This is a genomic window from Geomicrobium sp. JCM 19038 (assembly GCF_000698125.1).
Taxonomy (GTDB): Bacteria; Bacillota; Bacilli; order Bacillales; family Marinococcaceae; genus Geomicrobium_A.
Genome location: NZ_BAXA01000005.1, coordinates 53314 through 80238 on the forward strand (window position 1 = coordinate 53314; position 26925 = coordinate 80238).

26 protein-coding genes, 1 other RNA gene and 3 pseudogenes are annotated in these 26925 nt (G+C 43.6%); 24 read left to right on the plus strand and 6 right to left on the minus strand.

The window, feature by feature from the left end:
• Positions 1 to 91: 91 nt before the first annotated feature.
• Together JCM19038_RS07930 and JCM19038_RS07935 are read right to left on the minus strand one after the other, a co-directional pair.
• Complete coding sequence (locus JCM19038_RS07930; RefSeq protein ID WP_052361262.1) at positions 92 to 1432, minus strand: alkaline phosphatase; 1341 nt, start codon at positions 1430 to 1432, stop codon at positions 92 to 94.
• A gap of 286 nt (positions 1433 to 1718) precedes the next feature.
• On the minus strand, positions 1719 to 2357 hold the full coding sequence (locus tag JCM19038_RS07935; protein WP_193745080.1) for a FusB/FusC family EF-G-binding protein: 639 nt from the start codon (positions 2355 to 2357) through the stop codon (positions 1719 to 1721).
• Between the two features lie 120 nt (positions 2358 to 2477).
• Here JCM19038_RS07935 and JCM19038_RS24985 point away from each other — a divergent pair, with 120 nt between their 5' ends.
• Complete coding sequence (locus tag JCM19038_RS24985; RefSeq protein ID WP_307189993.1) at positions 2478 to 2867, plus strand: APC family permease; 390 nt, start codon at positions 2478 to 2480, stop codon at positions 2865 to 2867.
• Positions 2855 to 3880, plus strand: a complete 1026-nt coding sequence (locus tag JCM19038_RS07940) for an APC family permease (RefSeq protein ID WP_307189994.1) — start codon at positions 2855 to 2857, stop codon at positions 3878 to 3880. The genes JCM19038_RS24985 and JCM19038_RS07940 overlap by 13 nt, the downstream gene beginning before the upstream one ends.
• A gap of 28 nt (positions 3881 to 3908) precedes the next feature.
• Here JCM19038_RS07940 and JCM19038_RS07945 read toward each other — a convergent pair whose 3' ends face one another.
• Positions 3909 to 4106, minus strand: a complete 198-nt coding sequence (locus tag JCM19038_RS07945) for a hypothetical protein (protein ID WP_042416468.1) — start codon at positions 4104 to 4106, stop codon at positions 3909 to 3911.
• A gap of 251 nt (positions 4107 to 4357) precedes the next feature.
• On the opposite strand from JCM19038_RS07945, the gene JCM19038_RS07950 reads away from it, so the two are divergent.
• Both JCM19038_RS07950 and JCM19038_RS07955 read left to right on the plus strand, forming a co-directional pair.
• Complete coding sequence (locus tag JCM19038_RS07950) at positions 4358 to 5233, plus strand: cation diffusion facilitator family transporter (protein ID WP_042416470.1); 876 nt, start codon at positions 4358 to 4360, stop codon at positions 5231 to 5233.
• Between the two features lie 69 nt (positions 5234 to 5302).
• A complete protein-coding gene (locus tag JCM19038_RS07955) occupies positions 5303 to 5626 on the plus strand; it encodes a DUF3817 domain-containing protein (RefSeq protein ID WP_042416474.1) in 324 nt (107 codons plus the stop codon).
• A 48-nt stretch (positions 5627 to 5674) separates the two neighbouring features.
• On the opposite strand, the gene JCM19038_RS07960 is transcribed toward JCM19038_RS07955, so the two are convergent.
• Complete coding sequence (locus JCM19038_RS07960; RefSeq protein ID WP_042416477.1) at positions 5675 to 6106, minus strand: Rrf2 family transcriptional regulator; 432 nt, start codon at positions 6104 to 6106, stop codon at positions 5675 to 5677.
• 160 nt (positions 6107 to 6266) lie between these two features.
• Here JCM19038_RS07960 and JCM19038_RS07965 point away from each other — a divergent pair, with 160 nt between their 5' ends.
• Positions 6267 to 6902, plus strand: coding sequence for an NAD(P)-dependent oxidoreductase (locus JCM19038_RS07965; protein WP_042416479.1), 636 nt, complete (start codon positions 6267 to 6269; stop codon positions 6900 to 6902).
• A 42-nt stretch (positions 6903 to 6944) separates the two neighbouring features.
• Here the strand turns inward: JCM19038_RS07965 and JCM19038_RS07970 are convergent, their stop codons facing one another.
• A complete protein-coding gene (locus tag JCM19038_RS07970) occupies positions 6945 to 8753 on the minus strand; it encodes a UbiD family decarboxylase (RefSeq protein WP_042416482.1) in 1809 nt (602 codons plus the stop codon).
• A 466-nt stretch (positions 8754 to 9219) separates the two neighbouring features.
• On the opposite strand from JCM19038_RS07970, the gene JCM19038_RS07975 reads away from it, so the two are divergent.
• From JCM19038_RS07975 to ssrA, 19 genes and pseudogenes are all read left to right on the plus strand, one after another.
• Positions 9220 to 9987, plus strand: coding sequence for a 3-hydroxyacyl-CoA dehydrogenase (locus JCM19038_RS07975; RefSeq protein WP_042416485.1), 768 nt, complete (start codon positions 9220 to 9222; stop codon positions 9985 to 9987).
• A 12-nt stretch (positions 9988 to 9999) separates the two neighbouring features.
• The gene (locus JCM19038_RS07980) at positions 10000 to 11145 is read left to right on the plus strand and encodes an acyl-CoA dehydrogenase family protein (RefSeq protein WP_042416488.1); all 1146 of its coding nucleotides are present in this window, start codon (positions 10000 to 10002) and stop codon (positions 11143 to 11145) included.
• 26 nt (positions 11146 to 11171) lie between these two features.
• Positions 11172 to 12326, plus strand: coding sequence for a thiolase family protein (locus JCM19038_RS07985; protein ID WP_042416491.1), 1155 nt, complete (start codon positions 11172 to 11174; stop codon positions 12324 to 12326).
• A gap of 80 nt (positions 12327 to 12406) precedes the next feature.
• Positions 12407 to 13463, plus strand: a pseudogene (locus JCM19038_RS07990) (CaiB/BaiF CoA transferase family protein).
• 139 nt (positions 13464 to 13602) lie between these two features.
• The gene (locus JCM19038_RS08000; protein WP_042416497.1) at positions 13603 to 15123 is read left to right on the plus strand and encodes a class I adenylate-forming enzyme family protein; all 1521 of its coding nucleotides are present in this window, start codon (positions 13603 to 13605) and stop codon (positions 15121 to 15123) included.
• A gap of 73 nt (positions 15124 to 15196) precedes the next feature.
• Complete coding sequence (locus JCM19038_RS24355) at positions 15197 to 15796, plus strand: AMP-binding protein (protein WP_052361265.1); 600 nt, start codon at positions 15197 to 15199, stop codon at positions 15794 to 15796.
• Positions 15679 to 16305: an AMP-binding protein gene (locus tag JCM19038_RS24360; RefSeq protein WP_193745081.1), complete on the plus strand. Its 627-nt coding sequence runs from the start codon at positions 15679 to 15681 to the stop codon at positions 16303 to 16305. The genes JCM19038_RS24355 and JCM19038_RS24360 overlap by 118 nt, the downstream gene beginning before the upstream one ends.
• A 65-nt stretch (positions 16306 to 16370) precedes the next feature.
• A complete protein-coding gene (locus JCM19038_RS20615) occupies positions 16371 to 16823 on the plus strand; it encodes a class I adenylate-forming enzyme family protein (protein ID WP_052361272.1) in 453 nt (150 codons plus the stop codon).
• 148 nt (positions 16824 to 16971) lie between these two features.
• Positions 16972 to 17559: a TetR/AcrR family transcriptional regulator gene (locus tag JCM19038_RS08010; RefSeq protein WP_042416499.1), complete on the plus strand. Its 588-nt coding sequence runs from the start codon at positions 16972 to 16974 to the stop codon at positions 17557 to 17559.
• 130 nt (positions 17560 to 17689) lie between these two features.
• Positions 17690 to 18460 carry an enoyl-CoA hydratase/isomerase family protein gene (locus JCM19038_RS08015; protein WP_042416502.1) on the plus strand — a complete coding sequence of 257 codons (771 nt, stop codon included), beginning with the start codon at positions 17690 to 17692 and terminating at the stop codon, positions 18458 to 18460.
• A gap of 212 nt (positions 18461 to 18672) precedes the next feature.
• Positions 18673 to 18861 (plus strand): annotated as a pseudogene (locus JCM19038_RS23465) (helix-turn-helix domain-containing protein); the annotation flags it as partial.
• A 248-nt stretch (positions 18862 to 19109) separates the two neighbouring features.
• Positions 19110 to 19463: an IclR family transcriptional regulator C-terminal domain-containing protein gene (locus tag JCM19038_RS08020; protein ID WP_238554348.1), complete on the plus strand. Its 354-nt coding sequence runs from the start codon at positions 19110 to 19112 to the stop codon at positions 19461 to 19463.
• A gap of 101 nt (positions 19464 to 19564) precedes the next feature.
• Positions 19565 to 20256 (plus strand): annotated as a pseudogene (locus JCM19038_RS08025) (enoyl-CoA hydratase/isomerase family protein).
• 36 nt (positions 20257 to 20292) lie between these two features.
• Entirely contained in the window at positions 20293 to 21471 is a 1179-nt protein-coding gene (locus tag JCM19038_RS08030) for a CaiB/BaiF CoA-transferase family protein (RefSeq protein WP_042416508.1), read from the plus strand.
• Positions 21472 to 21485: 14 nt separating this feature from the next.
• A complete protein-coding gene (locus JCM19038_RS08035; RefSeq protein ID WP_042416510.1) occupies positions 21486 to 22634 on the plus strand; it encodes an acyl-CoA dehydrogenase family protein in 1149 nt (382 codons plus the stop codon).
• 13 nt (positions 22635 to 22647) lie between these two features.
• The gene (locus JCM19038_RS08040) at positions 22648 to 23844 is read left to right on the plus strand and encodes a thiolase family protein (RefSeq protein ID WP_042416513.1); all 1197 of its coding nucleotides are present in this window, start codon (positions 22648 to 22650) and stop codon (positions 23842 to 23844) included.
• A 3-nt stretch (positions 23845 to 23847) separates the two neighbouring features.
• A complete protein-coding gene (locus JCM19038_RS08045; protein ID WP_042416516.1) occupies positions 23848 to 25125 on the plus strand; it encodes an acetyl-CoA hydrolase/transferase family protein in 1278 nt (425 codons plus the stop codon).
• 32 nt (positions 25126 to 25157) lie between these two features.
• Positions 25158 to 25919: an SDR family NAD(P)-dependent oxidoreductase gene (locus JCM19038_RS08050; RefSeq protein WP_042416909.1), complete on the plus strand. Its 762-nt coding sequence runs from the start codon at positions 25158 to 25160 to the stop codon at positions 25917 to 25919.
• A 109-nt stretch (positions 25920 to 26028) separates the two neighbouring features.
• Positions 26029 to 26404, plus strand: a transfer-messenger RNA (tmRNA) gene (ssrA, locus tag JCM19038_RS21730).
• A gap of 120 nt (positions 26405 to 26524) precedes the next feature.
• On the opposite strand, the gene JCM19038_RS22730 is transcribed toward ssrA, so the two are convergent.
• Positions 26525 to 26692 carry a hypothetical protein gene (locus JCM19038_RS22730; protein ID WP_193745082.1) on the minus strand — a complete coding sequence of 56 codons (168 nt, stop codon included), beginning with the start codon at positions 26690 to 26692 and terminating at the stop codon, positions 26525 to 26527.
• Positions 26693 to 26925: the final 233 nt, after the last annotated feature.

Genomic DNA, 26925 nt, shown 5'->3' on the forward strand with positions numbered 1-26925 from the left:
GACGGTTTTGTAAGCGGCTGTTGTGACTACGCCTTCGTCACAATAGCCGCTTTTTCTAACACATCGTTTCAATACAAGAATAAAAGCGTTGCTATTCGTCACGTTTCTCTGATTGAAGCTGTAGAAGTTCACGCATCTTTGCTGGGATCTCAGTGTTATCTTGCGTTGTAGCAAACTGAGAAGCGCCGGGACCGTAACTATACAAAGGGACATTTGCGGCTTCATGAGCGTGAGTCGTCCAACCAATCGCTGCTCGTTCACTGATGAGGGTAGCGATTTCTTTATGCATCGTATCAGCTTGTTCCACGCGTTCAACTTCGTCCTCTGTGACATCTTCAATTCCTGCGTATTCTTCTAGCACTTCTTGAACATCCATTTTCTCTTTTTTAATGTAATCTTCTAATGTATCTACAGAACGTGTGACGTTTTGAATAACTTCAGGATAGAAATGATAGTCGTCATCATAACCAAGAGCCATACCGCCAGTGCTATGATCAGCTGTCACGACAATAAGTGTGTTCTCATCTTGTTCAGCGAAGTCATAAGCAACCTGAACCGCTCGATCAAATGCGAGCGTTTCTTGAATCATATCTGCTGGAGAATTATCGTGACCTGCATGATCAATTCGACCACCTTCAACGACTAAAAAAAAGCCATCATTCGTTTTACTAAGCTTTTCGATTGCAACTTCGGTCATCAATTCCAGCGAAGGCTCTTTTGTATCTTCTCGGTCTAGTTCAAAGGAGAGGTGGCTATCATGGAACAAACCTAATACTTTATTTGTCCCGTCAATTCGTTGCAAGTCGTCGACATCTTCAATGAACTCGTAGCCAAGTTGGTTTGCTTCGGCGAGTAAGTCTCGATTATCGTCGCGGTCGTCAAAATAGGTTCGCCCACCGCCAAATAAGACATCAGTCTCGTCATCGAGCAATTGTGGTGCAATGTCTTCTTCGCTTTTTCGACGATCAATGTGGGCTGTAAATGCTGCAGGCGTTGCATGTGTAAGACGTGCAGTAGTGACCATTCCAGTTGCTTTGCCATTCGATTTAGCTTCTGTAAAAATGGACGACACCTCTTCATAATTTCCTTCTTCGGTCGGTGTTTTGCCGATGATACCATTGTCCGTTTTATAACCAGTAGCGAGTGCCGTTCCTGCTGCTGCAGAATCGGTGACAAGATGGTCGTTGGAATGAGTTCGAACGAGACCGATAGAAGGAAATTGATCGACAGCAAGCTCGCCGTAGCTACTACCATCACCGAGCGTATACGAAGCAGCGGTTAATTGATCTGTCCCCATCCCGTCTCCGATCATAAGAATAATGTTATCAACCGTTTCTGTTTCTTGATCATCGGTTTGAAAGAACGATAATCCGATGATGGAACTTACGATGAATGCCAGTGAAGCTACTGCTTTTATGAGTGAAAATCTCAAAGCAACCACCTCCACGATGAACTAGAATCTCCATTATGAAATGAATGTAGCATGAGAACATGAGAATTGCATGAGAACCGTGTTAAAAATAACTCTGTTTAGCTTATGCAAAGGGGTGGGAAGTCTATCTGTTGACGGTTTTTGAAGAAGGTTACAAATGACAAGTATGTGGAGATTTAAGGGGTTTTTATTCTTAATGGGGGAGAGATCCCATCAAACAACTGTTTACGGAGGAATTTCAAACGAAAAAACGAGGAGGACTCCCCTCGTTTCTCAAACGCTACGATTATTTAGTCATCTTCGAAATGAACGTGTACAAATGGTCAAGTGCACGAATGTTCTCGTTGCATTCGCGCGTGTCGGAACAGACGTATTGAGAATACGACGTATAGTTTCCTTCATCACCACGTTCTTTGTACGAAGTGGTGAATTGCCGTGTTGGTGCATGGTGATTACAAATTGAACAGACTCCGTGCACAATGCGTGTATGTAAACGTCCTTCAATTCCGACATGTTTATGATCAACATAGGCAATGATATAACGTCTCTGCTGACCGGTGTCGTCCCAGCTAATGTAGGAAGAGAATTTCCGTTCTGACTCTTGAATGGAAATGCGACCAAGCTTTGCTTTGGGGAATAACTGCGTAATTTGTGTGTTGTTAATCGCAGGAAATGGGATGATTAGTAAGGCTAATTGGTCCAAAAATAGTTGTGCATCCCCTTCATCGTTTAGTTGAGTAGTAAGCGTAATTAATCTTTCCTGTTCAGTGGATAGCGATACAAACTGATCAGTAATTCGCTCAATCGCTAGAGATTGGACAGCTTTGATTACATCGTTGTCTATTAAGGTTGCTTGATTGTAGACAAGCTTGTTCACTTGGTATCTCCATTCGTTGTACTGATCGTTGCGGATGAAAGTTTCCATATGCATACGTCCTTTCTAGAATTCGAGGCGAGTATAACGCATTTTTTGTATAGATGTACAACAAATAATCATGCAAATTATTTCGAATATTTATTATACTGATATAAAGGAGGCAAGATTATGGAAGAAAAGCAAAAACTAAAAAAAGTATTGAGCAAGACGGATGCCATTGTATTATCATTCGGTGCAATGATCGGTTGGGGATGGGTTGTCCTTTCTGGTGGCTGGGTTTCTGATGCCGGCGTGATTGGCGCGATGCTCGCATTCTTAATCGGTGGGGTGCTCGTGCTATGTGTTGGTTTTACTTATTCAGAATTAGCATCATCGATGCCTAAAGTTGGTGGAGAACATTCGTATGCGCTACGTGGAATAGGTCCAAGAGGTTCATTTATTGCTTCGTGGGCGATTGCGCTTGGGTACGTGTCGGTCGTAGCTTTTGAGGCCGTTGCTTTACCTAACGTTGTAGAGTACTTATTCCCGAATTATAAAGTTGGTACATGTACAGCGTGACGGGATACGATGTGTACTTTACTTGGGTATTAGTTGGGGTAGCAGGCTCTTTGTTTATCGCCTGGATCAATTATATCGGAATTAAATTCGCTTCATTCGTACAGATGATTCTCACACTAATGATAGTGCTCGTTGGTTTATTGTTAATTTTTGGGGGAGCTGTCAATGGGGACATTGCAAATGCAGATCCATTGTGGGTAACGAGTACGACGGGACTATTGGCGGTTATGATTATGACGCCATTCCTCTTTGTTGGCTTTGATGTCATCCCACAAGCGGCTGAAGAGATGAACGTTAAACCGCGTTCAATTGGAAAGCTACTTATTGCTTCTTTAATTTGTGCGATTGTGTTTTACTTAGCAGTTATCTATGCTGTGGGTTTCGGTCTAGGTTCAGCAGAACGAGAGCAATCGGTGTTGCCGACGGCAGATGCGATGGTTAACTTGTTCGGCGGAGAAATATTTGGAACGATTCTCGTTCTAGGCGGGATTGCAGGGATCATGACAAGTTGGAATGCCTTTATTATTGGGGGAAGTCGAATCATATTTGCGATGGCGGATACAAAAATGTTGCCTAAATGGTTTGCGAAAGTTCACCCGAAATACGGTACGCCATCCAATGCGATTTGGTTTATCGGAATACTGTCGGCGATCAGTCCATTTTTCGGTGCACCGATGCTCGGTTGGCTTGTCGATGCAGGCGGTCTTACGATTGTCGTTGCGTATTTAATGGTTGCGGTATCGTTTTTATTCTTACGTAAAAATGAACCTGCGATGGTTCGTCCATTTAAAGCGGGTCGTTCTTCAATCTTCGGTTGGCTGGCACTCGTCATGAGTATTTTCTTCGCTGTTCAATATCTACCAGGAATGCCTGCTGGTCTTGGGTGGCATGAATGGGTCATTTTACTAGGTTGGTGGATAATCGGGGCATACTTTGCTATTACTCGTTACAATCAATACAAAACATTGACGTATGAAGATGATATTCATGATTTGGATGAGCGAATTAGTTAATCGTATTGCAATAAGCATGAGGGATCAGTCAGTTCCTCATGCTTTTACTTTTGAAATTGTAAGCAATCCCAACCATCATTGCGAATGGAAGTAGAATGACTGTCATTGTGTTGAAATTCCCTAATCCTATGAACGTTAACGTTGACAAAAAAAGACTAATGAAGATGATGAGCAATAAGGTTATGACATATACAGTTAACGGGATGTTAAGTAGAATCGTTTTCACCTTCTCACCTCCTAAAACAGTAACGTTCATTGTATCATCTGTAATTGCAAAATAACTATGATATGTAAACTAGTTTGTTCAATGTTTAACAAACTTTAGACAAAGGGTAGAAAATCTGCTATAATGATTGATATTCAGTCACCTTGGGCGCTGACCGCTTGGGGTGGCTCTATTTATTCACAAAAAATGACTGATATTCAGTCATGAGAAATAGAGGTAGAAACAATGAATAGGGATACAACCTCAAAAATATTACTTCTTTCCGCTTCCACAGCTTTTGTGTTTGCGTTATAGGAATTATTTGGGGAATCATCAGTGCATCACAAATGATTCTTTTTGATGGCATCTATTCAATAATTAGTTTGTTCATGTCACTAATCGCACTAATTGCATCGCAATACGTGCGAAAAGAGGACACAAAAAGGTTTCCTTTCGGAAAAGCATCGATCGAACCGATGGTCGTCATTATACAAGCAATCGTGATTAGCGTTCTTTGTATTGCTGCAGTATCATCATCGATTATGGCATTGGCTAGTGGTGGACGAGATGTGGCACTCGGGAGTGCACTTTTATATGGAATCTTCTCTCTTGTCGTCTGTTTTGTCATTCAACAAGTGATGAGAAGAAATCGACACCACTCTGAATTTATAAAGGCAGAATCAGCACAATGGTTGATGGATACGTTATTAAGTCTCGCTGTTGTGGTTGGTTTTATTAGTGCAATCTTTTTGCAAAACACAAGCCTTAGTTGGTTTGTTCCTTATATTGATCCGATTATGGTATTGCTTGCAGGTGTCTATTTCATGACGGTTCCTATTTCTTTAATTCGAAGAAATGGTCGAGAACTGCTTCACATGTCCTCTGACGCTAGGACCGATCAACAAGTGAAGAACGTAGTCACGGAACTTGAAGCAATGTATGGCATTAAAGAGTCCCACATCCGTTCTTCAAAAGTAGGCAGAACGCTTTATATTGATTTTCATTTTTTACTTGATGATCAGTCGAAAATTACGTGTGTCGACGATATCGATCAGTTCCGGGAGCAACTGTATGATCGGTTGTCGAATGTAAAACAATCGAAATGGATGAACGTTAACTTCACGAAGCAAAAAAAGTGGGCATTATAAAAAGGTTCACGGAATTGTCCCCTCTCTCGGCAAATGAAATCTAGTAAAGTGAATAGTGAGGGGGCGCATATGAAAAACTTTCAGCTTAAATGGTTTCGAAGAGTAGGATTGGTTGAGGGATTGTCACTCATTACGTTATTGTTTATTGCCATGCCACTTAAATATATGTTCGGCATTGACCAAGCAGTCTCTATTGTCGGGATGGCGCACGGTGTACTGTTCTTGCTCTACATGTCATTTGTATTTCTTGTCACACTTACAGTGCGTTGGTCTTTGAAGTGGTTTCTTGGGGCAAGTGTGGTCGCAATTATCCCGTTTGGGAACTTCGTGTTCGATGCCAAATTAAAAAATGCAGACTTTGCACAACCAGAATCGGTTGTAGAAAAAGTATAGAAAAAACAGCCCTTGGGCTGTTTTTTTGTATTGGATCTATCGTTTGATCTATGATTGGACGTCTCTTCTCATGTCGTCAATCACATCTTTAATCGTCATCGTTTTTAGTTCGTCTTCCATCGCTCGTTGAGCTCGGTGGAAATAATGCTCAACAGACCCTTGAATTGTTTGACCGACAATACAGTTAGGATTTGGGTTGCTATGAACACTAAAAAGCTCATTATCCTTTACAACATGTACAGCATTGTACACATCAAGTAGTGTAATTTCCGCATAATCTCTAGCGAATTGAATTCCAGCAACTCCAGGTTGGACGGTGATAAGGTCAGCTTTTTTTAGCATTCCCATAATCTTACGGATAACAGCTGCATTCGTATTGACGCTTTCTGCAATGGATTCAGATGTATTGACCGTATTCTTATTTAGTTCAATGAGAGACAAAATGTGTATTCCTACTGAGAACCTACTACTAATCGACACAGAGTCACCTGCTTTCAAGACAAATGCTTATCGTCCTATTATAGCGTAGAAAAAGACAAGATGCTTCTTGTTAATAAATACAAGTTGACGAACCGCCCACTTGTAACTATGATGAATACATGTAACTAATTAAATTACAAGTTGTGGAGGAGACGATCACATGAAAGTTGCGGTAATCGGAGCAAGTGGTAAATCTGGACGTTTGATAATGAAGGAAGCATTAAAACGAGGCTATGAAAGTACGGCAATCGTTAGAGATCGTTCGAAAGTGAAAGAAAACGTCGCAATCATTGAAAAAGATGTATTCGAGCTGACGTCTAATGACTTGGAGCCATTTGATGTTGTCGTGAACGCTTTTGGCACAACTCAGGGTGATGAAGATCAACATGTCAAAGTTGGAAACGTATTGATTGATGCATTAAAAGGCTCAACAACACGATTGATCGTTGTTGGAGGGGCTGGAAGTTTGTATGTGGACGAGCAAAAAACAACACAACTCATGTATACAGCAGAGTTCCCTGAGTTTGCATTAGCTACGGCTAAAGGCCAAAGTGAGAACTTGGACGTTTTACAAAACACAACGAACGTAATGTGGACATTTATCAGTCCAGCCGCTTTCTTTGACCCAGATGGGAAGAGAACAGGTGCCTATGAAATAGGTGGCGACTTACTCATCGTAAATTCAACAGATGAAAGCTACATTAGCTATGAAGATTATGCGATTGCAGTCGTAGATGAGATTGAACAAGAACAGCATGTGAATCAACGATATACGGTCGTTGGTGAAAAAGCATAAACAATCAAAGCCCCGCTCCTCAACTGAGGTCGGGGCTTTGTACTAGTTCGTTCTTAATGGGAAGAAGCGATTGATGTTTGCTTTGATTGTCTCGTCTTCAATGAGTGGCGGTGCATGATGAGGCTTTAGGCGAGCATCAATGATGACGTTGTCACAACCCCAATGTTTGTGTTTCGTAAAACTATTAATTCCGTGCATATCGTGAGAAGGGTTGCTTCTCGTAAATGTGACCCATAAAAAGTTTGAGAGTGTTTCGCTTACAAATGAACTGTCATCGGCAACGACAATGAGTGGACATCCATCTAAGTCTTGATGATTTGCTAATTGCTTTGTAACACGTTCAATCTGTTTCTCAGTTTCCTCTACATTAGCATAGTCACCGAGTTCAATGCTCACAACCCCTGGCATCACGAGTTGTGGATTGTGGATATCTTTGTTTTCTTTTAAAGGTTTCGGTACCTTTGTGGATAAGTCGCGCAATTTATCCCCATAGGCGGCAAAGATGACTTTGCTTCCGCTATTAAGACCTGTACCTGAATAATCGAGTGTATCAATGGTTGTATTCGTTTGGAAATGCAGATCGCGAGATAAGTCAATTCGCTCGAGTACGTATTGCATGAAACCCGCTTCATCGTGTGTACTAATGTCATCATCTGCCGTAATAAACAAATACTTCGCTAAGCTAAGCTGACCAAATCCGAGAATACGGTTAGCGATCGTTAGCAGTTCCATCGGTTTTTTGACCGGTTGGAATGGTGTATAGCGCTCACTTCCAATCGCAAATAAAAGGGGATGAACACCTGCAGCATCAACCGCATGGACTTCTTTTACACCAGGCAGTTCTTGTTTTACAGCATCGCCAGTTAATTCATGAATCACGTCACCGAAACTTGTATCTTCTTGTGGCGGACGACCGACGACTGTAAACGGATAGATCGCGTCTTTTCGTGCGTATACTTTGTGCACGTGCATCACTGGAAATTCGTGCGTTAAGCTATAGTAACCAAGGTGGTCGCCAAACGGACCTTCCGGCTTCGTATCATCAGGATAAATCTCACCCGTAATCACAAAGTCAGCGTCGTGGCTAATCATAAACCCATCTTCATAACTGTGACGGAAACGTCGGCCAGATAGGAGGCCCGCAAATAGCATTTCACTTAAGCCTTCTGGGAGAGGCATGACCGCAGCTACCGTGTGTGCAGGTGGACCTCCAACGAAAATACTTACTTTTAACGGCTCACCCTTTTTAACTGCTTTCGCTTGATGAACGCCAATTCCACGATGAATCTGATAATGAAGGCCGACTTCTTTGTTAGGCACGTACTCATTCCCGTTAAGCTGGACACGGTACATGCCAACGTTGGCGTTCATAATCCCAGGCTTGTCCGGGTCTTCAGAGTACACTTGTGGAAGTGTAATAAACGCTCCACCATCATCTGGCCAAGACTTAATCATCGGCAAGTCAGATAGAGAAATTTCTTCTAGTTTGGAATGTTTCACACTAGGCAAACGCATCGGCAACGCTTTGACGGCAGAGACGCCCGTTGTGGCATTTTTGAATGGATGCTTTAGAGCGCTCATCGGATCATCTCGCATCGCAATGACATCGTTCACACCATCCCACGTTTTACGAAACAGAAACTTCGTTCTCTCCACTGAACCGTACAAGTTCGCGACAGCGCGGTACTTAGAGCCTTTTACATTTTCAAAGAGGATGGCGGGACCATTTTCTTCGTACGCTCTTCGTTGAATGGCAGCCATCTCTAAATCAGGATCGACTTCTTCTTTTATACGTATTAAATCACCGTTTTTTTCTAAATCTAGCAATGCTTCTTCAAGGGTATGATACATCGTTTTTCAGCCTCTCTTATGAAGAAATTAAACACTACAATCATATCACGAGTCGGACAGGGGGTCATGAACAACACAGGTAGAGTAGAAATTACCTTTGGTTTGGCAATGTAATACATGTTATACCAGAAATTAATAACTGTTTTTCTATTGATGGTTGTTGGCTTCTATAACAACAATAGCGCTTTGAATGGTTCAAACACCTTCAGTGTTATAGCGTAAATCTTGATGACCAACGATTTTTAGGTGTTATAATGAATGAAGAAGATAGGTGTAGCACCGGAAATTAAAACGTCGATACTATATCGCGCAGTGTTCCCTGAGATTGCCATGTTTGTGCCTACACAAATGCTCGGACAATAAGTTGAATTTTCTAAAACTTAACTTGACATTCAAAAAGTAAACATTTAGAATTCTAACTAATTATAAGCTCATTTTGCTACTTGAGAATGAAAGGGGTATTCAAATGGAGATTGCTAAGAAGACGGTTGTCGTAACAGGTGGGGCGTCGGGCCTTGGAGAAGCAGTTGTACGCCAATTTGTTGAAGCAGGAGGAACCGCAGTTATTCTAGATGTAAATGAAGAAAAGGGCGGAGCGTTAGCAGACTCGCTAGAAGATAAAGCTGTTTTCGTAAAGACAGACGTAACGAATGAAGAAAGTGTTGAAAGCGCTTTAAAAGTTGCGGTTGATCACTTCGGCAAGATCGATGTACTCGTCAATTGCGCGGGTGTAGGTGGCGCGATGAAGACATTTGGACGTCAAGGAGTTCATGACCTTGCACATTTCACGAAGATTATTAACATCAACCTAATTGGTACATTTAACGTTCTGCGATTAGCAGCAGAGAAGATGAGTGAGAACAGTCCTACTGAGCAAGGGGAGCGTGGTGTTATCATCAATACAGCTTCCGTTGCTGCGACAGATGGGCAAATCGGTCAGGCGGCTTATAGTGCGTCAAAAGGCGGTATTGTCGGAATGACACTGCCGATTGCAAGAGATTTATCTACACTGGGTATTCGTGTGATGACCATTGCTCCAGGGATCTTTGAAACGCCACTTATGGCAAATGCGCCAGAAAAAGTGAAGAAAGCCCTCGGTGAAATGGTGCCATTCCCACCACGCTTAGGTGAACCACCAGAGTTTGCCCAACTCGCACTCAGCATCATTCAAAACCCAATGTTAAATGGAGAAACGATCCGCTTAGACGGTGCCATTCGTATGCAACCAAAATAATGAGGTGAGACGATGAAGCGAACGGTATTTAAAGAGGAGCATGAATTATTCCGTAAGTCGATTCAAAGATTTCTAGATGACGAAGCGATGCCTTATTACAAGGATTGGGAGAAAGAGAAGCAAGTCCCTCGCTCGTTTTGGAAGAAGATGGGCGAGCAAGGATTTCTCGCACCTCAAGTTGCTGAGAAGTACGGTGGTATGGGCACGAACTTTTTATATAACGCATTGCTCTCAGAAGAATACAACCGCGTAGGCAGTGGTTTAGGTGGGGTTGGTGTTCATAGTGACATCACCGTTCCTTATATAGAGGCCTTTGGTAGTGAAGAAATTAAAGAGCATTACTTACCGAAGCTCGTAAGCGGTGAGATGATCTGTGGAATTGCGATGACTGAACCGGGAACAGGTTCGGATTTGGCGAACGTCAAAACGACGGCAGTTCTTGAAGGCGATCATTATATCGTCAACGGTGAGAAAACCTTTATTACTAACGGTTATTACGGTGATCTGTTTGTCGTTGTTTGTAAAACCGATCCAAATGCTGAACCGGCACGTCGAGGGATTAGTCTTTTACTCGTGGAAGCAGAGTATGATGGTTTTTCACGTGGGAAGAAGTTGGAAAAACTTGGTCAGCACGCCAACGATACGAGCGAGCTAGTCTTTGAAAATGTGAAAGTACCGAAAGAGAACCTGCTAGGAGAAGAGAATCAAGGCTTCTACTATTTGATGGAAAAGCTACAACAAGAACGTTTAATGCTATCGATTTCTAGTATTAATACAGCGAAGATCGTGCTTGATCAAACGATTGATTATGTAAAAGAGCGAAAAGCATTTGGTACACCAATCTCTAAGTTTCAAAATACTCAATTTAAAATTGCAGAAATGAAATCAGAAATTGAAATTGGTCGTACATTTGTTGATCGTCTCATTGAAGAGCATACAGCAGGCAACAAAGTTGTAAACGAAGTCTCGATGGCAAAATGGTGGGTGACGAGCTTGTATAAGCGAGTCGTGAACGAGTGTTTACAGTTGCATGGTGGGTATGGCTATACCGAAGAGTACGATGTAGCAAGGCGTTATCGTGATGCTGCGGTGACTTCGATCTATGCTGGTTCAAATGAAATTATGAAAGTAATTATTGCAAAGAATGAAGGATTATAAATTAGAAGATTAAAGGAGGTCATTTCATGAGAGAGGTCGTTATTGTAGAAGCCGTCCGTACGCCTGTTGGTAAGAATCGGGGGGCATTAAGCGGAATCCGGGCCGATGAGTTAGCGGCATTGCCGATTAAAGAAGTCGTGAACCGTGCTGGGATTGATCCAGGCCTTGTTGAAGATGTGATCTTAGGGTGCGTAAGCCAAATCGGTGAGCAAGCCTTAGACGTCGCTCGTAGTGCAACGTTAATTGCAGGATTTCCGATTGAAGTCCCAGGAACGACCGTAGATCGTCAGTGTGGTTCGAGTCAGCAAGCAGTAAGCTTCGCGGCACAGGCAATACTGAGTGGTGATATGGACGTTGTCATCGCTGGTGGTGTTGAGAGCATGTCCCGTGTTCCGATTGGTTCAACGAGACAAGGTGTGAAGCCTAGCCCGGAATTATCTGAAAGGTTCGAATTGATCCATCAAGGGCTTTCTGCAGATCGAATTGCCGACCAGTGGGGATTTACTCGGGAACAGATGGATGAATACGCCTTTGAAAGTCATCGTCGTGCGGTGGAAGCGCAAGACCGTGGAGGCTTCCAAAGTGAAATTATGCCGATTGAGGTAACACTCCCTGATGGGACGACTGCGACAATGACAGAAGATGAAGGTCCTAGAAGGAATTCGAGTGTCGAAAAACTAGCTACATTAAAACCAGCTTTTGCCGAAGATGGCAAAATAACAGCGGGGAACTCTAGTCAGATTAGTGATGGCTCAAACGCCTTGTTACTCATGAGTAAAGAGAAAGCAGAAGAACTCGGGTTAAAGCCGCGCTTTAAAATTGTTGCGCGCTCGGTAACCGGTTCTGATCCTACGCTCATGCTAACGGGCCCAATTCCTGCGACTCATAAAGTGTTAGAAAAAGCGAATATATCAATTGAAGAGATTGATCATTTTGAAGTGAATGAGGCCTTTGCAAGTGTGCCGATGTGTTGGCTGGAAGAGTTCAAAGTTGATCCGACAAAGTTAAATCCAATTGGTGGTGCAATTGCGCTTGGGCATCCACTTGGAGCGAGCGGTGGACGATTAATGATTAGCATGATGAATGAGCTTGAACGAACAGGTGGAAGATACGGTCTTCAAACGATGTGTGAAGGAAATGGGATGGCAAACGCGACGATTATCGAACGAATCGTGGATTGATAAGGAGGACTTAAATGCCGCTTACATCTGTAAACGTATTGGATTTAACTCGTCTTCTACCAGGGCCGTATTGTACGATGATGCTTGCGGATTTCGGAGCTGAAGTGATTAAGGTTGAAAGCCTGATGTAGGAGATTATGCACGGGAAAGCCCGCCTATTATTGACGGCGATGGTGCGATGTTCCATAGCCTCAATCGCAATAAGAAAAGTGTGACACTGGACTTGAAAAGCGATGAGGGTAGGGATCAGTTTCTAGCGCTTGTTAAAGATGCAGACGTCATCGTCGAAGGATTTCGCCCTGGCGTGATGGAGCGTCTTTCATTAGGCTATGAAGAAATAAAACGAGTGAATGCTCGCATTGTGTATTGTTCGATTACAGGATACGGTCAGACCGGTCCTTATGCAAAAAAAGCGGGTCACGATGTGAATTTCATTAGTACAGCCGGATTGTTGAATCTAATCGGTGATGAGACAAAGCCACAAATCCCTGCCGCTCAAATTGGGGATATTGGTGGTGGAGGATTAACAGCTGCAGTTGGAATTCTAGTCGCTCTGCTGGAACGAGAGCGTTCAGGTGAAGGGCAATATGTCGATATCTCAATGATGGACGGTGCGGTGTCTTGGATGCAAACGTTCTTGCCTCATTTTCTTATGGGAGGCAAGGAGCCTAGCCGAGGCAACATGGTCTTAAGTGGTAAACTTGCTTGTTATGAGACGTATGAAACAAAAGACGGTCGTTGGTTTGCGGTAGGCGCACTTGAGCCGAAGTTCTGGAAGACTTTTGTGAAAAGCTTAATCGTGTGGACTTAATTGATCAACACCAAGGACCGAGTGACGTACAGCGCCGTGTGAAGCATGAAGTGCAGGCAGAATTCTATAAACGAGACTTCCAAGAATGGCAGAACGTCTTTTTAGATGCGGATGCTTGTGTCACACCCGTTCTTACGTTAGACGAGATGGTCGATGATCCACAAATCAATGATCGTCAGATGATTCTTCCATATGGTGCAATGAAAACGATCGGGTTCCCGATCAAACTTTCTCGTACACCCGCGAAATTAAAAGGGTTGGCTCCGAAACTTGGCCAGCATAATCAAGAGGTGTTAACAGCTCAAGAACAACTAAGAGAAACGTAGACGGTTGCGAATTCGAATCATCTTCCGTGTACGTACAAAAGGTCGGTGCCAATCATGTATGGCACGACCTTTTAGCAAATCGTGTTGGCACAATCATTTCATAAGAAACTGTTTTTATAGAAAAGGTGGTATGTGATCAATGATTTACTCGTTAGTAAAGGAGAGCATAACAAAAGAGGATGATCCATTCATCCATTTTGAGGGAGAAGCGCTGCGCTATTCTGAGGTGTTGCAACGAGCAGATGGCTTTGCCCGACACCTAGTCAGTCTCGGAATTAAAACTCGTGACCGGGTGGCATGGCTCGGGACAAATCATCCCCATTTCATCGTTTCCTTACTTGCTTGTTCGAAACTAAATGTCACATTCGTTCCGTTAAACTATCGGGGAAAGTATGCGGAATTGCAGCAGATGGTTGATGATTGTGGCGCAAGAGTCATGGTTAGTGAACGTCGTTATCGTGAGTTGGCAGACGACTTACACACACAATGTCGTGCAATTGAGCAGGTCATTTCGGCAGAGGGAGTATATGTGGAGCAAGAACCGCTTGTTGTTACGCACAGCGCAAATGATGATTTGGCATACTTGATTTTTACGAGTGGGACGACATCACAGCCAAAGCCTGTCATGATTACGAACAAAACGATTGCTAACTTTCTTAGTGTATATCCGAACGCTAACTCAATTGGTAAGACGGTCTCATTGCTTCACGCCCCGAACTTTCACATTGCAGGTTTGTTAAATGCACTTTTATCCTTAGTAGCTACGAATCACATTGCGATGCTTCGGCAATTTGATGATCGTCAGTGGTTACAAGCTGTAGAAGATGTAAAGGTTACGAAAACATTTCTAGCGCCTACAATGATGAAGCTAATTACCGACACACTTCAAGAACGTCAGTATGATCTTAGTAGCTTGCAAAGCATCGTGTACGGGTCAGCGAAAGCTCAGTTACCGGTACTTGAAGCGTTTATGAATGGTTTATCAGAAGAAACAGCGGTCACCCACGTGTATGGGATGACGGAAACGTTGTCCACGATTACGTTGTTAGGATCTGACGTGCATGACGAACATCGCAAACGTCCAACTGAACAGACAAAGCGGCGCATTCAATCGGTCGGCAAGCCACTTCCTGATGTGGATATTCAAATTTGGGATTCTGAAGGTCAAGTGTTACCGGCTTATGAAGTAGGAACGGTTGTGGCTCGTACATCCCGAACGATGCAAGGGTATTACAACCGTCCAGAGGCGACGGCAAAGGCGCTACAAGGCGGTTGGTATGTATCGAGTGATGCGGGATATCTAGATGAAGAAGGGTATTTGTATGTCGAAGGACGACTTGACGACATGATTATTCGTGGCGGCGAGAACATTGCCCCGAATGAAATTGAGGAAGTCTTATTGTTGCATGAAGGCGTGTATGACGTCTCTGTCGTACCTCGAGTCAGCGAAACGTGGGGGCAAGAAATTGTAGCGGTCATCGTGTCTAGTCACGCTAAGAACACCTACAGTGAAAAAGAACTCCAAGAGCATGTAAGGCAGCACTTGTCTAGTTTCAAAGTTCCTGCTGCATTTCATTTTGTTGATGAGCTTCCCCGAAATGCCACTGGCAAGATATTGAAACAACCTTTGATTAAGGCAATAGAAAACTTAAAAATGTAAGCGTTAACATTTTGGAGTGAAGAGTCTTGTAAGTGAACGTTCATGTGAAAAAATCCGGTGGAGGCGATGAACGATGACACAGCTGACGTATCCGCAACAGCCTGTGCACCACATATTAAAAGGCAGTGCAAAGCGCTATGGGGAGCGGCTCGTGTTAATTAACCAAGAAGAACACCTCACCTATGAACAACTTTATAATGATAGCCTGAAGTTCGCTCGCGCCCTCGTACGAATCGGCATTGAAAAAGGCGATGTCGTTTGTGTACATCTTCCGAACTGCTCATCATTTCTTATTGCTTATTACGGGACGTTGATGAGTGGGGCGACATTTACACCAGCAAACCCCTTATTATCTGAAGCTGAGTTGTCTCATCAATTAAACGATGCGAGAGCACGAGTGATCATTACGTCGAACCCGGCGGTTTCTTTTGAAGAGACATGTATTGAACAAATCATCTATGTCGGCGATGAAGGTGTAGAAGGCTTGGATTTTAAGCAACTGCTTCAACAAGAGGAAGCATCCCGGTTGCGGTTAACATTGATGTGGAGAACGATTTGGCGCATATTGCGTACACGGGAGGTACAACTGGAAGAAGTAAAGGCGTTATGCTTACGCACGCGAATGTTGTCACAAATGTTGTTCAGTCGTGTTGCTTTACAAACGGGGGCGTAGCGGAAGTTGAAGATGAAGCGATCGTATTAAATGAATTACCAGGGGACAAGGAGAAGTATGCAATCCCATTTGGTACGGGTAGGTTATTAAATGTAACGCCTTGGTACCATGCCATGGGAACGGTTGGCTATTTGAACAATGTGCTACTGCAAGGTTCAACGATTATATTAGCGAAGCGGTTTGAGCCTAAAGCATTTCTAGAGGCGATTACTTATCACCAGGTTACAACGGTTGGTGGAGCAGCGCCGATGTTTCATGCACTCATTAATGTTCCAGGCATTGAGAAGATGGATCTTAGCAGTGTAAAACAAGTACGTTCAGGGGCATCACCAATTTCTAAAGTTGCATTGGAGAAGTTAAAAGGCATTTTCCGTAATGCAACAGTTACGGAAGCATACGGGTTGAGCGAGGCGACGATGATGTTAACATCGAACCCTGCAGAAATTGGAGGAAAGACGAAAGCGGGCTCTGTAGGAATTCTACGTACGATACAAAGATTCGCATTGTAAAAGAAGACGGAAGTGAAGCGGCGACAGGAGAAGTTGGTGAAGTAGCAGGCAAAGGACCACAAATCATGCAAGGGTATTTAAATAACCCGGAAGAAACAGCGATTGCCTTACGTGATGGCTGGCTTTACACCGGTGACTTAGGTTACGTAGACGATGAAGGGTACGTATACATTGTCGATCGCAAGAAAGACTTGATCTTATATAAAGGATACAACGTCTATCCGAAGGAACTTGAAGAGATTCTGTACCGACACCCAGAAGTTGCGACAGTCGCAGTCGTCGGTGTCCCTCATGAAATTAACGGTGAAATCCCAGTCGCATTTGTTGTGTTGAAAAACGATCAACCAACAGAACCGATGAAACAGGCGTTAATGGGCTACGTAAACGATCAAGTAACACCGTATAAAAAAATCCGTGAGGTCGCGTTCGTCAAGGAATTACCGACAAGCGGGGCAGGGAAGGTTTTGAAACGAGCGTTAAGAGATCGCGCAAATGAGTGGCTGAAATTAAACCAATAGCTGTTCATTTACACTTGTCTACGTGGTCTGCTCACGAGCAGTTTAAGGGGAAAACAGCTGTGATCGTAAAATAAATAGAAATTTCAAAAGATTAATTTGACATTTAAAAATTGAACCCATAGAATTTATGTCAATAAGGTGTGATGATATGTCATTGAGAGAGCGAAAGAAAGAGAAGAAGATCAATGAAATTATGAATTCTGCCATGGGTTTAATCTCAAAAAAAGGATATCATGCAACGACGATGGATGATATTGCAAGTGAGTTACTCATGACGAAGGGTTCGTTGTATTACTATTTCAAGGATAAAGAAGACCTTGTCTTTTATTGTACGAAGCAGTTGCTCGGTGAGAGTATTCAGCAGGCAGAAGAAATTGAGCGATTAGACGTGAACAGTCACGAGAAATTGCACAAAGCCATCGTTGTCCACATGGAATACTTATTAACTGAAAGGTCAGGCTTTGAAATTGGGTCAAAGCCGAGGTCGTTCTTTTCTGGAGAGAAGCTATACCACGTCGTGAAACTCCGGCACGATTATGCATCGTGTATGGACCGTATGATTGAAGAAGGTATGGCGTCTGGAGAGTTTGAGCAAGGCGATGTGAAAGTAAAACGGAACCTTTTATTAGGTGCGATGAATTACTCGATTTCTTGGTACTCACTCTCGGGACCATTAGACATTACCGAGACGGCCCATAAAAGTGCTGAACATTTAATGAAAATGTTTGTGAAGTAACGGAAGGGAGGAACGGGAAGTTTCATCATGTGATTTTGAGAGCGTAGTCACTCGAGCGATGGATCGAAAATTGAGGTCATAATATACGACGCAATAACAATGAGCGTTGAATTGAAGAGGAGATGTTACGATGTACGAAGTGATTTCTTTGGAGAAAAAAGGTCCAATTGCAATTGTAACGATCGATAACCCACCGATGAATCCACTCAATATTCAAGTACGTACTGAACTGATTTCTATGGTTCGTGAGCTTGAGCAAGACGATGATGTTGTCACGCTCATCATTCGAGGAGCTGGAGATAAAGCATTTGTCGCTGGAGCGGACATCAAAGAGTTTCCGCAACGCTTAAAGAAACAACAGCAATCACCAGATCAAGAAAGTGTCTTTGAAGTGGTTGCGAATACACCAAAACCCACGATTGCTATGTTGAATGGTTATACGTTAGGCGGTGGGTTAGAACTTGCACTAGCGTGTGACTTGCGTGTTGCTGAAGATCATGTGAAAGTTGGCTTCCCTGAAATTAAGCTCGGTTTACTTCCAGGTGGTGGCGGGACGCAACGCTTACCGAAGATCGTCGGACCATCAAAAGCGAAGGAAATTATGTTTACAGGTTCTCAAATTGAAGCCGAAGAAGCGTTAGCACTCGGTCTTGTGACGGAAGTCGTACCAAAAGGTGAAGGTATGGAGAAAGCAGAGCTTCTCGCAACGAAAATCTCCCGCCACTCGTTACAAGCACTCTCGCGAATTAAAAGCTGTGTAAACGTAGGAGAAGAACAACCGTTGAGTGAAAGCTTGCAATATGAACGGCAAATGTTCCAAGAGTTGTTTAGTACCGAAGATGCCAAAGAAGGCATTAGTGCATTCATTGAAAAACGTCGACCAGTCTTTACACATAAATAATCACAAGGCGAAGTCAAACGTCATTGACTTCGCCTTTAGTATAAAAGAAGAAATCGTCTAAATTTTATTGACAAAATAAGTTTTTATATATAAAATTTTCTGTAAGCGATTACAGTTAGGGGTAGTTTGTTTCGACAAGAAATCACGTTGTAGTCGTATGAGAGTCCCGGTGAATTATTACGAAGGGGCGGATTGAAGGAGGTACTCCACCGTTGCTTACTGGAGATCAGAAGAAAAAACAAAAAGCAAAGTATAGTGTACCTGCTGTAGATAGTGCATTTAGAATCTTAAGGTTACTAAGTCGCAAGAAGTTCAGTGACAGTACAGTAACAGAAATCGCAAACGCGTTAGAACTGCAGCCGACAACTTGCTTTCGAATTCTACAACAATTAAAAGAAAGCTCAATCGTTACCTTCCATGAGAAGTCAAAGCGTTATCGTCTAGGGCCTTACCTCGTCGTACTTGGTGAGCGGGCGAAGGAGAATTCTCTCGACTTGGCGTTAGTATTGCCGTACCTTGAGAAGATTTCTGAGAATACGGGTCTTACATCTGTGATCGTAAGTCGGGTAGGCAAGATGAAGACAACGATCGTTGCGAAAGTAGAAGGTGGAGACTTTGGGTTCATGTTTCAGTTGGTCGTCATTTTTCAATCGAAGCAGGTGCCTATGGAAAGTGTTTACTCGCTTACATGCCGCCAGAGGAACAACAAGACATTTTCCGAGAGCTTCATGAGAGTGACACGTTTGAAGACGTCTCAAAGATTCAACAAGAACTACCAAGTGTCGTAGAGAAGGGATATGCGACAAACTACGGAGAGTCGATTGAAGGAATCTTTGGTGTTGCAGCACCGATTTTTAATGTGAATCACGATGTCGAGATGAGCATTTGTTTGTTTGGGATGACAGCAAGGTTGAAGCAAGATGAACTTGAAGAGCTCGGAAGTTATTTACATAGTATTTCTAAAGAAATCAGTCGCAAGATTCAAGGGGCTGAACAATTCTAAAAGGAGTCGATGCTATGCAGCCGTCATTCATTGTTAAAGAGAAAGTAGGTACGGTTTTAAGGATTGCGCTAAATGTACCAGATACAAGAAATGCACTTTCCATGGCGTTGCGTTCTGAACTGTTGCAAGCGTTAGAGGACGCTGAACGTGATGAAGACGTTCGAGTATCATTTTAACTGGAGAAGGAAAAGCATTCTCCGCAGGTGGAGATCTAAAAGCGTTAAAAGGAATGACAACACTTAAAGGTCGACAGCGATTGCAACAGTCACAACCACTGATCTTTAAGATGCTAGATATCGAGAAACCAATTATCGCCTCGGTGAATGGACCGGCTGCAGGCGCTGGATTTAGCCTCGTACTTCTTTGTGATTATGTGATCGCTTCTGAGCAGTCGTTTTTCGTTCAGTCGTTTGTTCATGTAGGGCTCGTTCCAGATTTTGCAGCGCTTCACTTTTTGCCGACACTAATTGGTAAGCAAAAGGCAAAAGAATTGATGTTCTTAGGAGAGCGTGTAACCGCACAAGAAGCTGAACAACTAGGTATTGTGAATCGAGTTGTCGCTCACGACTCTCTTCAAGAGGAAACTTATGAAGTTGCCAAACGGTTGGCGAGTAAATCGCCAGTATCGATCGGCCTTACGAAGAAATTACTGAATTCTCATATGAATCGGGATTTGAAGACGTTGTTAGAACTTGAAGCGAGTGCTCAAGACTTATGTTTCCAGTCTGATGATTTTAAAGAAGGTGTATCGGCGTTTTTTGAAAAGCGTCAACCTGAATTTAAAGGAATGTAGCAGATCGCACATTCATGCCAATGAAAAGATGATTCGATGGAAGCTTTGTTACGAGGAATTAAAGTGCTGGACTTAACACGGTTACTTCCAGGTCCATATTGCACGATGTTTCTATCTGATCACGGAGCGGATGTTATCAAAGTGGAAGAGCCAACGCTCGGTGATTATGGAAGAAGTACTGAACCAATCGTTGACGGATATAGTGCGAGGCACTTGTCGGTGAACCGCAACAAACGTAGTCTCTCACTGAACTTAAAGAGTGAAGAAGGAAAAGAAATCTTCTTAAAGCTCGTTCAGGATGCAGATGTCGTTGTGGAGAGTTTTCGACCAGGTGTGATGAAGAAGCTCGGATTGTCGTATGAAGAACTCACCGCGTACAAAGAAGACCTCATTGTCTGCTCAATCTCAGGTTTTGGTCAAGACGGACCTTACATGAAACGCGCAGGTCATGACCTTAATTACATTGGGTATGCTGGCATCTTAGGATTAATGGGTGAAAAAGGGCAGACGCCACCTCCTCCGAGCGTCCAAGTTGCCGATCTTGGTGGCGGTTCATTAATGGCACTTTCTGCAATCTTAATGGCTTTGTTTTCGAGGGAACGAACGGGCAAAGGACAATACATTGATATATCGATGTTGGATGGTGCGTTGTCTTGGTTATCCGCGATTGCTGGGGGTCATCTTGAAAAAGGAGATCTCCCTCAACAAGGAGAGTTCAGGTTGTCGGGCGTGAAGGCAAGCTATTCTGTGTATGAAACAAAAGATGCAAGATACATGGCGGTCGCTCCGATGGAAGAGAAGTTCTGGCGTCGTTTTTGTGAACTGATTGGTCGTGAGGACCTCATTGAACACCTCCATGATTCTCTTGAAGGTCAAAAGCAAATGAAAGAAGATCTCCAACAACTCTTCTATACGAAAACGCAAAAAGAGTGGACCGATTTGCTTGCGCATGAAGAAACGTGTGTAAGCCCTGTGAATGACATTGAAGAAGTGTTGCGCGACCCGCAAGTTGAAGCGCGGAACATGGTGATTGAGACCGAGCATCCTGAGCTTGGAACGTTAAAGCAACTGGCATCACCACTTAAATTTTCTGGTGCTGATGCGCAAATAGAACGAGAAGCACCAACGCTTGGGCAACATACCGATGAAATTCTATCGGAACTTGGGTATTCAAAGGAAACGATTCAGCACCTACGACAAACAAAACTAATTTAATGGAGGTTTTTTCAATGACAGTTGTATTTTCAGAAGAAGTAAAAATGCTAAAAGATACCGTGAGAGGGTTCATAACGAATACCGTTGAGCCGGTCGCTCATGAGATCGAAGAAAATGACCATATTCCAGCAGAAGTAATGAAGAAAAGCAAGGAACTTGGACTGTTCGGATTAAGTATTCCAGCTGAATATGACGGCCTTGGTATTACGATGTATGACAAGTGCGGGATTTACGAAGAACTCGGAAAAACCGTGAACGGTTTTACTACGGTTATTGGAGCACATACAGGAATCGGTAGTGTCGGCATTGTTGAATTAGGGAACGAAGCGCAAAAACGCAAATACTTGCCCCCGATGGCAAGTGGAGATTGGATCGGTGCATTCGCACTTACTGAACCGAGTGCAGGATCAAACGCTGCCAACTTAAAGACAACAGCAGTGAAAAAAGGAGACCACTACATTCTTAATGGTTCAAAGCACTTTATTACGAACGGTACGATCGGTGACATCTTTACTGTCATGGCAGTCACAGATGCAGGAAAAGGTGCAAAAGGGATTACATCGTTTATCGTTGAAAAAGACTTCCCTGGATTTATCGTTGGAAAAGTCGAAGAGAAAATGGGTCTGCACGGTTCGCAATCAGTTGAATTATTTTTCGAAGATTGCGAAGTGCCTGTCGAAAATGTACTCGGTGAAGAAGGTCAAGGGTATGTGAACGCGTTGAAGATCCTTGCAAACGGACGTACTGGTTTAGCGGCAAGAAACCTAGGTTCTTGCATTAAGTTGTTGGATCTTTCAATGAAGTATTCCCTTGAGCGAATTCAATTCGGCAAGCCAATCTTCGAGCAGCAAATCATTCAACATTACTTAGCGGACATGGCAACAGACATTGAAGCACTATCGGCGATGACGTACAAAATTGCCAAAGACACTGATGAAGGTAAAAAAGTCATTAAAGAAGCGGCAATGGTCAAGCTTTACGGATCAGAAGTGTACAGCCGTGTCGCTGATTTGGCGGTACAAATTCATGGCGGTATGGGTTACATGCGTGAATTCTCAATCGAGCGTTACTATCGTGATGCGCGCATTACGAGAATCTACGAAGGAACGTCTGAAATTCAGAAAAACATTATTGCGGCTCAATTGAAAAAAGAATATTCATAAGAGGTGATTGTGGATGAGAGAAGTTGTTGTAGTGGATGGTGTCCGTACGGCAATAGGTCGTATGGGTGGAACGTTAAAATCAGTTGAACCGGATTATCTAGCGGCACATGTCATGAAAGAACTACTCGAACGCAATCAATTTGACGGGAATGATGTGGATCATGTCATTCTCGGACACGTCAAACAGAGCACAGAGCAACCGAACATTGCCAGAAAAGCAGCACTACGAGCAGAGATGCCAATTGAAGTTCCGGCGTATACGGTTCATCGCCAATGTGGTTCTGGTTTGCAGTCAATTAATAATGCTGCTCAAGAGATTATGAGTGGGTTAGGAGAAGTGATCGTAGCGGGTGGCGTTGAGAGCATGAGTACAGCACCGTATTACATTCGTGGCGCGCGTTTCGGGCTTCAAGCCGGCAACAGTGTCATCGTTGATCCGAATACCGAAAGCCAACCGAAGGCGCAACCAGAAGAAGTGTATGGCCACCACTTAACGATGGGCTTAACCGCGGAGAATTTAGCGGAGCAGTACGATATCTCCCGTACAGAACAAGACGAATTTGCATTGCGAAGCCAAGAGCTTGCAAAGTCAGCGATTGAGCGTGGCGCATTCAAAGATGAAATCACGCCGTTTGAAGTGAAAGAACGAAAGCAGACGATTTTGTTTCAACAAGACGAACATCCACGAGCAACGAACCTTGAGAAGCTCGGTAAGCTAAAAGCCGTCTTTAAAGAAGGCGGAACGGTCACGGCTGGGAACTCGAGTGGTCGAAACGATGCGGCCGCAGCAACGCTTGTCATGTCTAAAGAAGAAGCAGAGCGCCGTGGTTTGCAACCGAAGCTACGCGTTGTTGCGCAAGCAAGCGCGGGTGTCCGTCCAGATTATATGGGTATTGGTCCCGTTCCTTCGACACAGAAAGCATTAAAACAAGCCGGTCTCACGTTAGATGATATTGATTTGATCGAGTTAAACGAAGCATTTGCAGCGCAAGCATTAAGCGTTGTGAAAGAACTGGGAGCCGATCTAAACCGTGTGAACGTAAACGGTGGTGCAATCGCGCTCGGTCATCCACTAGGTGCGACGTGCAACATTCTAACGATTAAATTAATGAACGAAATGAAAGTAAGAGGAAGTCGCTACGGCTTAGTAACGGCGTGTATCGGTGGAGGACTTGGAATCACGACAATTTTTGAAAACTTACAGGTGTAAGTGATGATTTCATATACGCCAATCGATCAAGCAATCGCTCAGATCCCGAAAATTGGGACCGTCGTTCTTCCAGGTCTTTCAGGGGAACCATTACACCTCCTCGACGCACTCGTGTCAGAGCGTGCACGTTTTACAGGTTTGACGATTTACCATATGCCACTTGCAACGCCATGTCATTATGCAAATCCGTTGTATAAGAAACATTTTCAAATCCGTTCTTTCTTATTAAATGGTCAAGTGAGAGAAGCGGTTAAACAGAACATGGCTGAATATGTGCCGATGAATCTTTCAAACGTTCCAGGTTATATGGACGATCTACAGCCAGATGTTGCGTTCATCATGTGCACAGAGCCAAACGCTGAAGGACACGTAAGCTTAGGTGTTTCATGTGACTATACGTTAGCTGCACTTCGAGTGGCAGACGTTGTAATTGCCGAAGTGAACCCATCATTGCCATGGACTGACGGTGAGACAGTCATTTCTACGGATGAGATTAACTACTTCGTTAAAGGTGAAGGGCAGTTAAACGAGCTGTCGGCAGCGACGCCTGGTGAACTTGAGCAACAAATTGCGGCGCATGTTGCCACACTCGTACCTGACACGGCTACGATTCAAGTAGGGATTGGCTCATTAGCAAACGCCGTCGTCGCATCGTTGCATGATAAACGAGAGCTCGGTGTTCATACAGGGACATTCCCAGAAGCGATGATTCAATTAATCAACGATGGGGTTGTCACAAATGAACATAAAGAAGTGGATCAAGGCAAGGTTGTGGCAACATGTCTTGTCGGATCGAAGGAATTGTACGCCTTTGCCGATCGCAACCCCCAGATCTCGTTGCAACCGTCCAACTACACGCACCATACCGCAACGATTGCAAAGCTTTCTAATTTCATTGCCATTAACTCTGCGATTGAAGTCGACCTTGTTGGCAACATCAATGCAGAAATGATCAATGAAACGTTTGTTGCAGGTGTAGGTGGGCAGATGGACTTCATGCGTGGCGCGATGGCGTCTCGGGGCGGGAAGTCAATTATTGCGTTGCCGTCAACGGCAAGTCGGGGCAAGCGTTCAAGAATTGTCATGAACGTCCAAGGGTTTACCTCTACGAAATCGGACGTCCATTACGTCGTTACAGAGTACGGGATTGCCTCGTTATTTGGGAAGAGCACGAGTGAACGTGCAGAGGCATTAATCGACATTGCCCATCCGGATTTTCGGGAGGCACTGCGACAAGAGTTTTATGAACAGGTTGGACAACATGAACCAAAGAGCGTGTAAAGAGAGAGATCGGTGAAGGAGAGATTTTCGTGATGAAACGTTTTGATACACGCGTGGCTGTCGTAACAGGCGCGAGTCAAGGAATCGGTGCAAAAACTGCAGAGATGTATGCATTAGAAGGCGCATCGGTTGCGCTGTTTGATGTGAATGTTGAGAAAGCCGAAGAAGTTGTAAAGCAAATTGAAGAGCAGGGCGGTACGGCCATAGCCGTACGTTGTGATGTGAGTAACAAAGACGAAGTCGAAGGTGCGATGAAACAAGTCGCAGAACGTTACGGTCGCATCGATATCCTCGTTAACAATGCCGGGGTTACTCGTGACAGCCTTCTGTTCAAATTAGAAGAAGAAGACTTCGATCTTGTTATGGATACACACTTAAAAGGCGCGTACCTCTGCTCAAAAGCGGCACAAGCGTACATGGTAAAGCAAAAGTACGGCAAGATCGTGATGCTTTCTTCGCGCTCTGCACTCGGAAACCGAGGGCAAACGAACTATTCTGCTGCCAAAGCAGGGCTTCAAGGAATGGCCAGAACCCTTGGCATCGAGCTAGGCCCATTTGGCATTAACGTCAACGCGGTTGCACCTGGCTTTATTGAAACGGATATGACGAAAGCCATTTCAGAGAAAACAGGCATTCCGTATGAAGATGTGAAACAAGGCGCGATTGATCAGAACAACATTAAACGCGTAGGAACACCAGAAGACGTCGCAAATACCATACTATTCTTAAGTTCAGATCAAGCAGGCTATGTGACAGGGCAAGTCATCTATGTTGCTGGGCGCGTCGTCGGCTAATCGTTAACCATCCGCAGAACGTTCCTGCGGATGGTTATATAATTGACACATGTTTTATTTAGTGATAGTATATACTATCCAGAGGGTAAACCTCTGCCTCATACACCATGGGGACGATACGGATTCGACAGGAATAGGTCGAGCTTAGACCGCGAGTCGAGCTGGGTAGGCTCGTAAAAAGGCCCACGCCTATAATTGGCAAAGCTAAAGAAACTTTCGCAACACCAGCTCTAGCAGCTGCGTAAATAACGTTGCGGATCCTTCCTTCTATCGCCCATGTGGAAGCTTCGAAGGGTCTCACTTATTAGTGGGCTACGCTGTCTGACCCCCGTCTGAGGTCAGCAGAAGAGACTAAACAGACTAGCGTTCATCTAAGCCTGTTGCTAGGCCGAAATGATCGCGAAATGATAATATAGCAACTACGCTCGTAGACGTTTAAGTATCGTTATTTCTGGACGCGGGTTCAACTCCCGCCGTCTCCACCATACATAGAGATGGTGGTTTTTTTTGTGGATTAAAGCATAACTTTGCCAAAACGGCAAGCTTCTGGTTCTTTTTACTTTTGGCAATTTTATGGTTCCAAACAAGGATAAAATATAAGAATTTTACTTTAAGGATGGGATCTCATTTACTGGAGAGTCTTCAACAATCGGGCCATTTAATGGAAAAACGAATGCCAATAAAGCTGTTGTTTTGTCTTTACACGTATCCGTAATGAATTTAGTACGGTGAGTGCACAACAGTGAGTTATCAACCAAATAATAATTGTTCATATAGAACTTGTCTCCTGACCCAACTTTCTAACCTTAATACTATAATACCAGTAGTAATTAGATTAGATATAGATACCGAGTTGTTTTTAATTGCAATTTCAAACATAAAGAAACCAATCTTATAATGAGGGTTGGTCTATGTTTGGATAGTCCTGTAAATCTGAAATTACTAAATTCAGCATTCTTTTATTTTGTTCAAATTTTGACGCTCCCGCCAGTGTACCGACAATTCG

Coding starts and splice junctions, on each gene's coding strand:
- JCM19038_RS07935 (WP_193745080.1), bottom strand. CDS start 2,357: ATGGAAACTTTCATCCGCAACGATCAGTACAACGAATGGAGATACCAA.
- JCM19038_RS24985 (WP_307189993.1), top strand. CDS start 2,478: ATGGAAGAAAAGCAAAAACTAAAAAAAGTATTGAGCAAGACGGATGCC.
- JCM19038_RS07940 (WP_307189994.1), top strand. CDS start 2,855: ATGTACAGCGTGACGGGATACGATGTGTACTTTACTTGGGTATTAGTT.
- JCM19038_RS07955 (WP_042416474.1), top strand. CDS start 5,303: ATGAAAAACTTTCAGCTTAAATGGTTTCGAAGAGTAGGATTGGTTGAG.
- JCM19038_RS07965 (WP_042416479.1), top strand. CDS start 6,267: ATGAAAGTTGCGGTAATCGGAGCAAGTGGTAAATCTGGACGTTTGATA.
- JCM19038_RS07970 (WP_042416482.1), bottom strand. CDS start 8,753: ATGTATCATACCCTTGAAGAAGCATTGCTAGATTTAGAAAAAAACGGT.
- JCM19038_RS07975 (WP_042416485.1), top strand. CDS start 9,220: ATGGAGATTGCTAAGAAGACGGTTGTCGTAACAGGTGGGGCGTCGGGC.
- JCM19038_RS07980 (WP_042416488.1), top strand. CDS start 10,000: ATGAAGCGAACGGTATTTAAAGAGGAGCATGAATTATTCCGTAAGTCG.
- JCM19038_RS07985 (WP_042416491.1), top strand. CDS start 11,172: ATGAGAGAGGTCGTTATTGTAGAAGCCGTCCGTACGCCTGTTGGTAAG.
- JCM19038_RS08000 (WP_042416497.1), top strand. CDS start 13,603: ATGATTTACTCGTTAGTAAAGGAGAGCATAACAAAAGAGGATGATCCA.
- JCM19038_RS24355 (WP_052361265.1), top strand. CDS start 15,197: ATGACACAGCTGACGTATCCGCAACAGCCTGTGCACCACATATTAAAA.
- JCM19038_RS20615 (WP_052361272.1), top strand. CDS start 16,371: ATGCAAGGGTATTTAAATAACCCGGAAGAAACAGCGATTGCCTTACGT.
- JCM19038_RS08010 (WP_042416499.1), top strand. CDS start 16,972: ATGTCATTGAGAGAGCGAAAGAAAGAGAAGAAGATCAATGAAATTATG.
- JCM19038_RS08015 (WP_042416502.1), top strand. CDS start 17,690: ATGTACGAAGTGATTTCTTTGGAGAAAAAAGGTCCAATTGCAATTGTA.
- JCM19038_RS08030 (WP_042416508.1), top strand. CDS start 20,293: ATGGAAGCTTTGTTACGAGGAATTAAAGTGCTGGACTTAACACGGTTA.
- JCM19038_RS08035 (WP_042416510.1), top strand. CDS start 21,486: ATGACAGTTGTATTTTCAGAAGAAGTAAAAATGCTAAAAGATACCGTG.
- JCM19038_RS08040 (WP_042416513.1), top strand. CDS start 22,648: ATGAGAGAAGTTGTTGTAGTGGATGGTGTCCGTACGGCAATAGGTCGT.
- JCM19038_RS08045 (WP_042416516.1), top strand. CDS start 23,848: ATGATTTCATATACGCCAATCGATCAAGCAATCGCTCAGATCCCGAAA.
- JCM19038_RS08050 (WP_042416909.1), top strand. CDS start 25,158: ATGAAACGTTTTGATACACGCGTGGCTGTCGTAACAGGCGCGAGTCAA.
- JCM19038_RS22730 (WP_193745082.1), bottom strand. CDS start 26,692: ATGAACAATTATTATTTGGTTGATAACTCACTGTTGTGCACTCACCGT.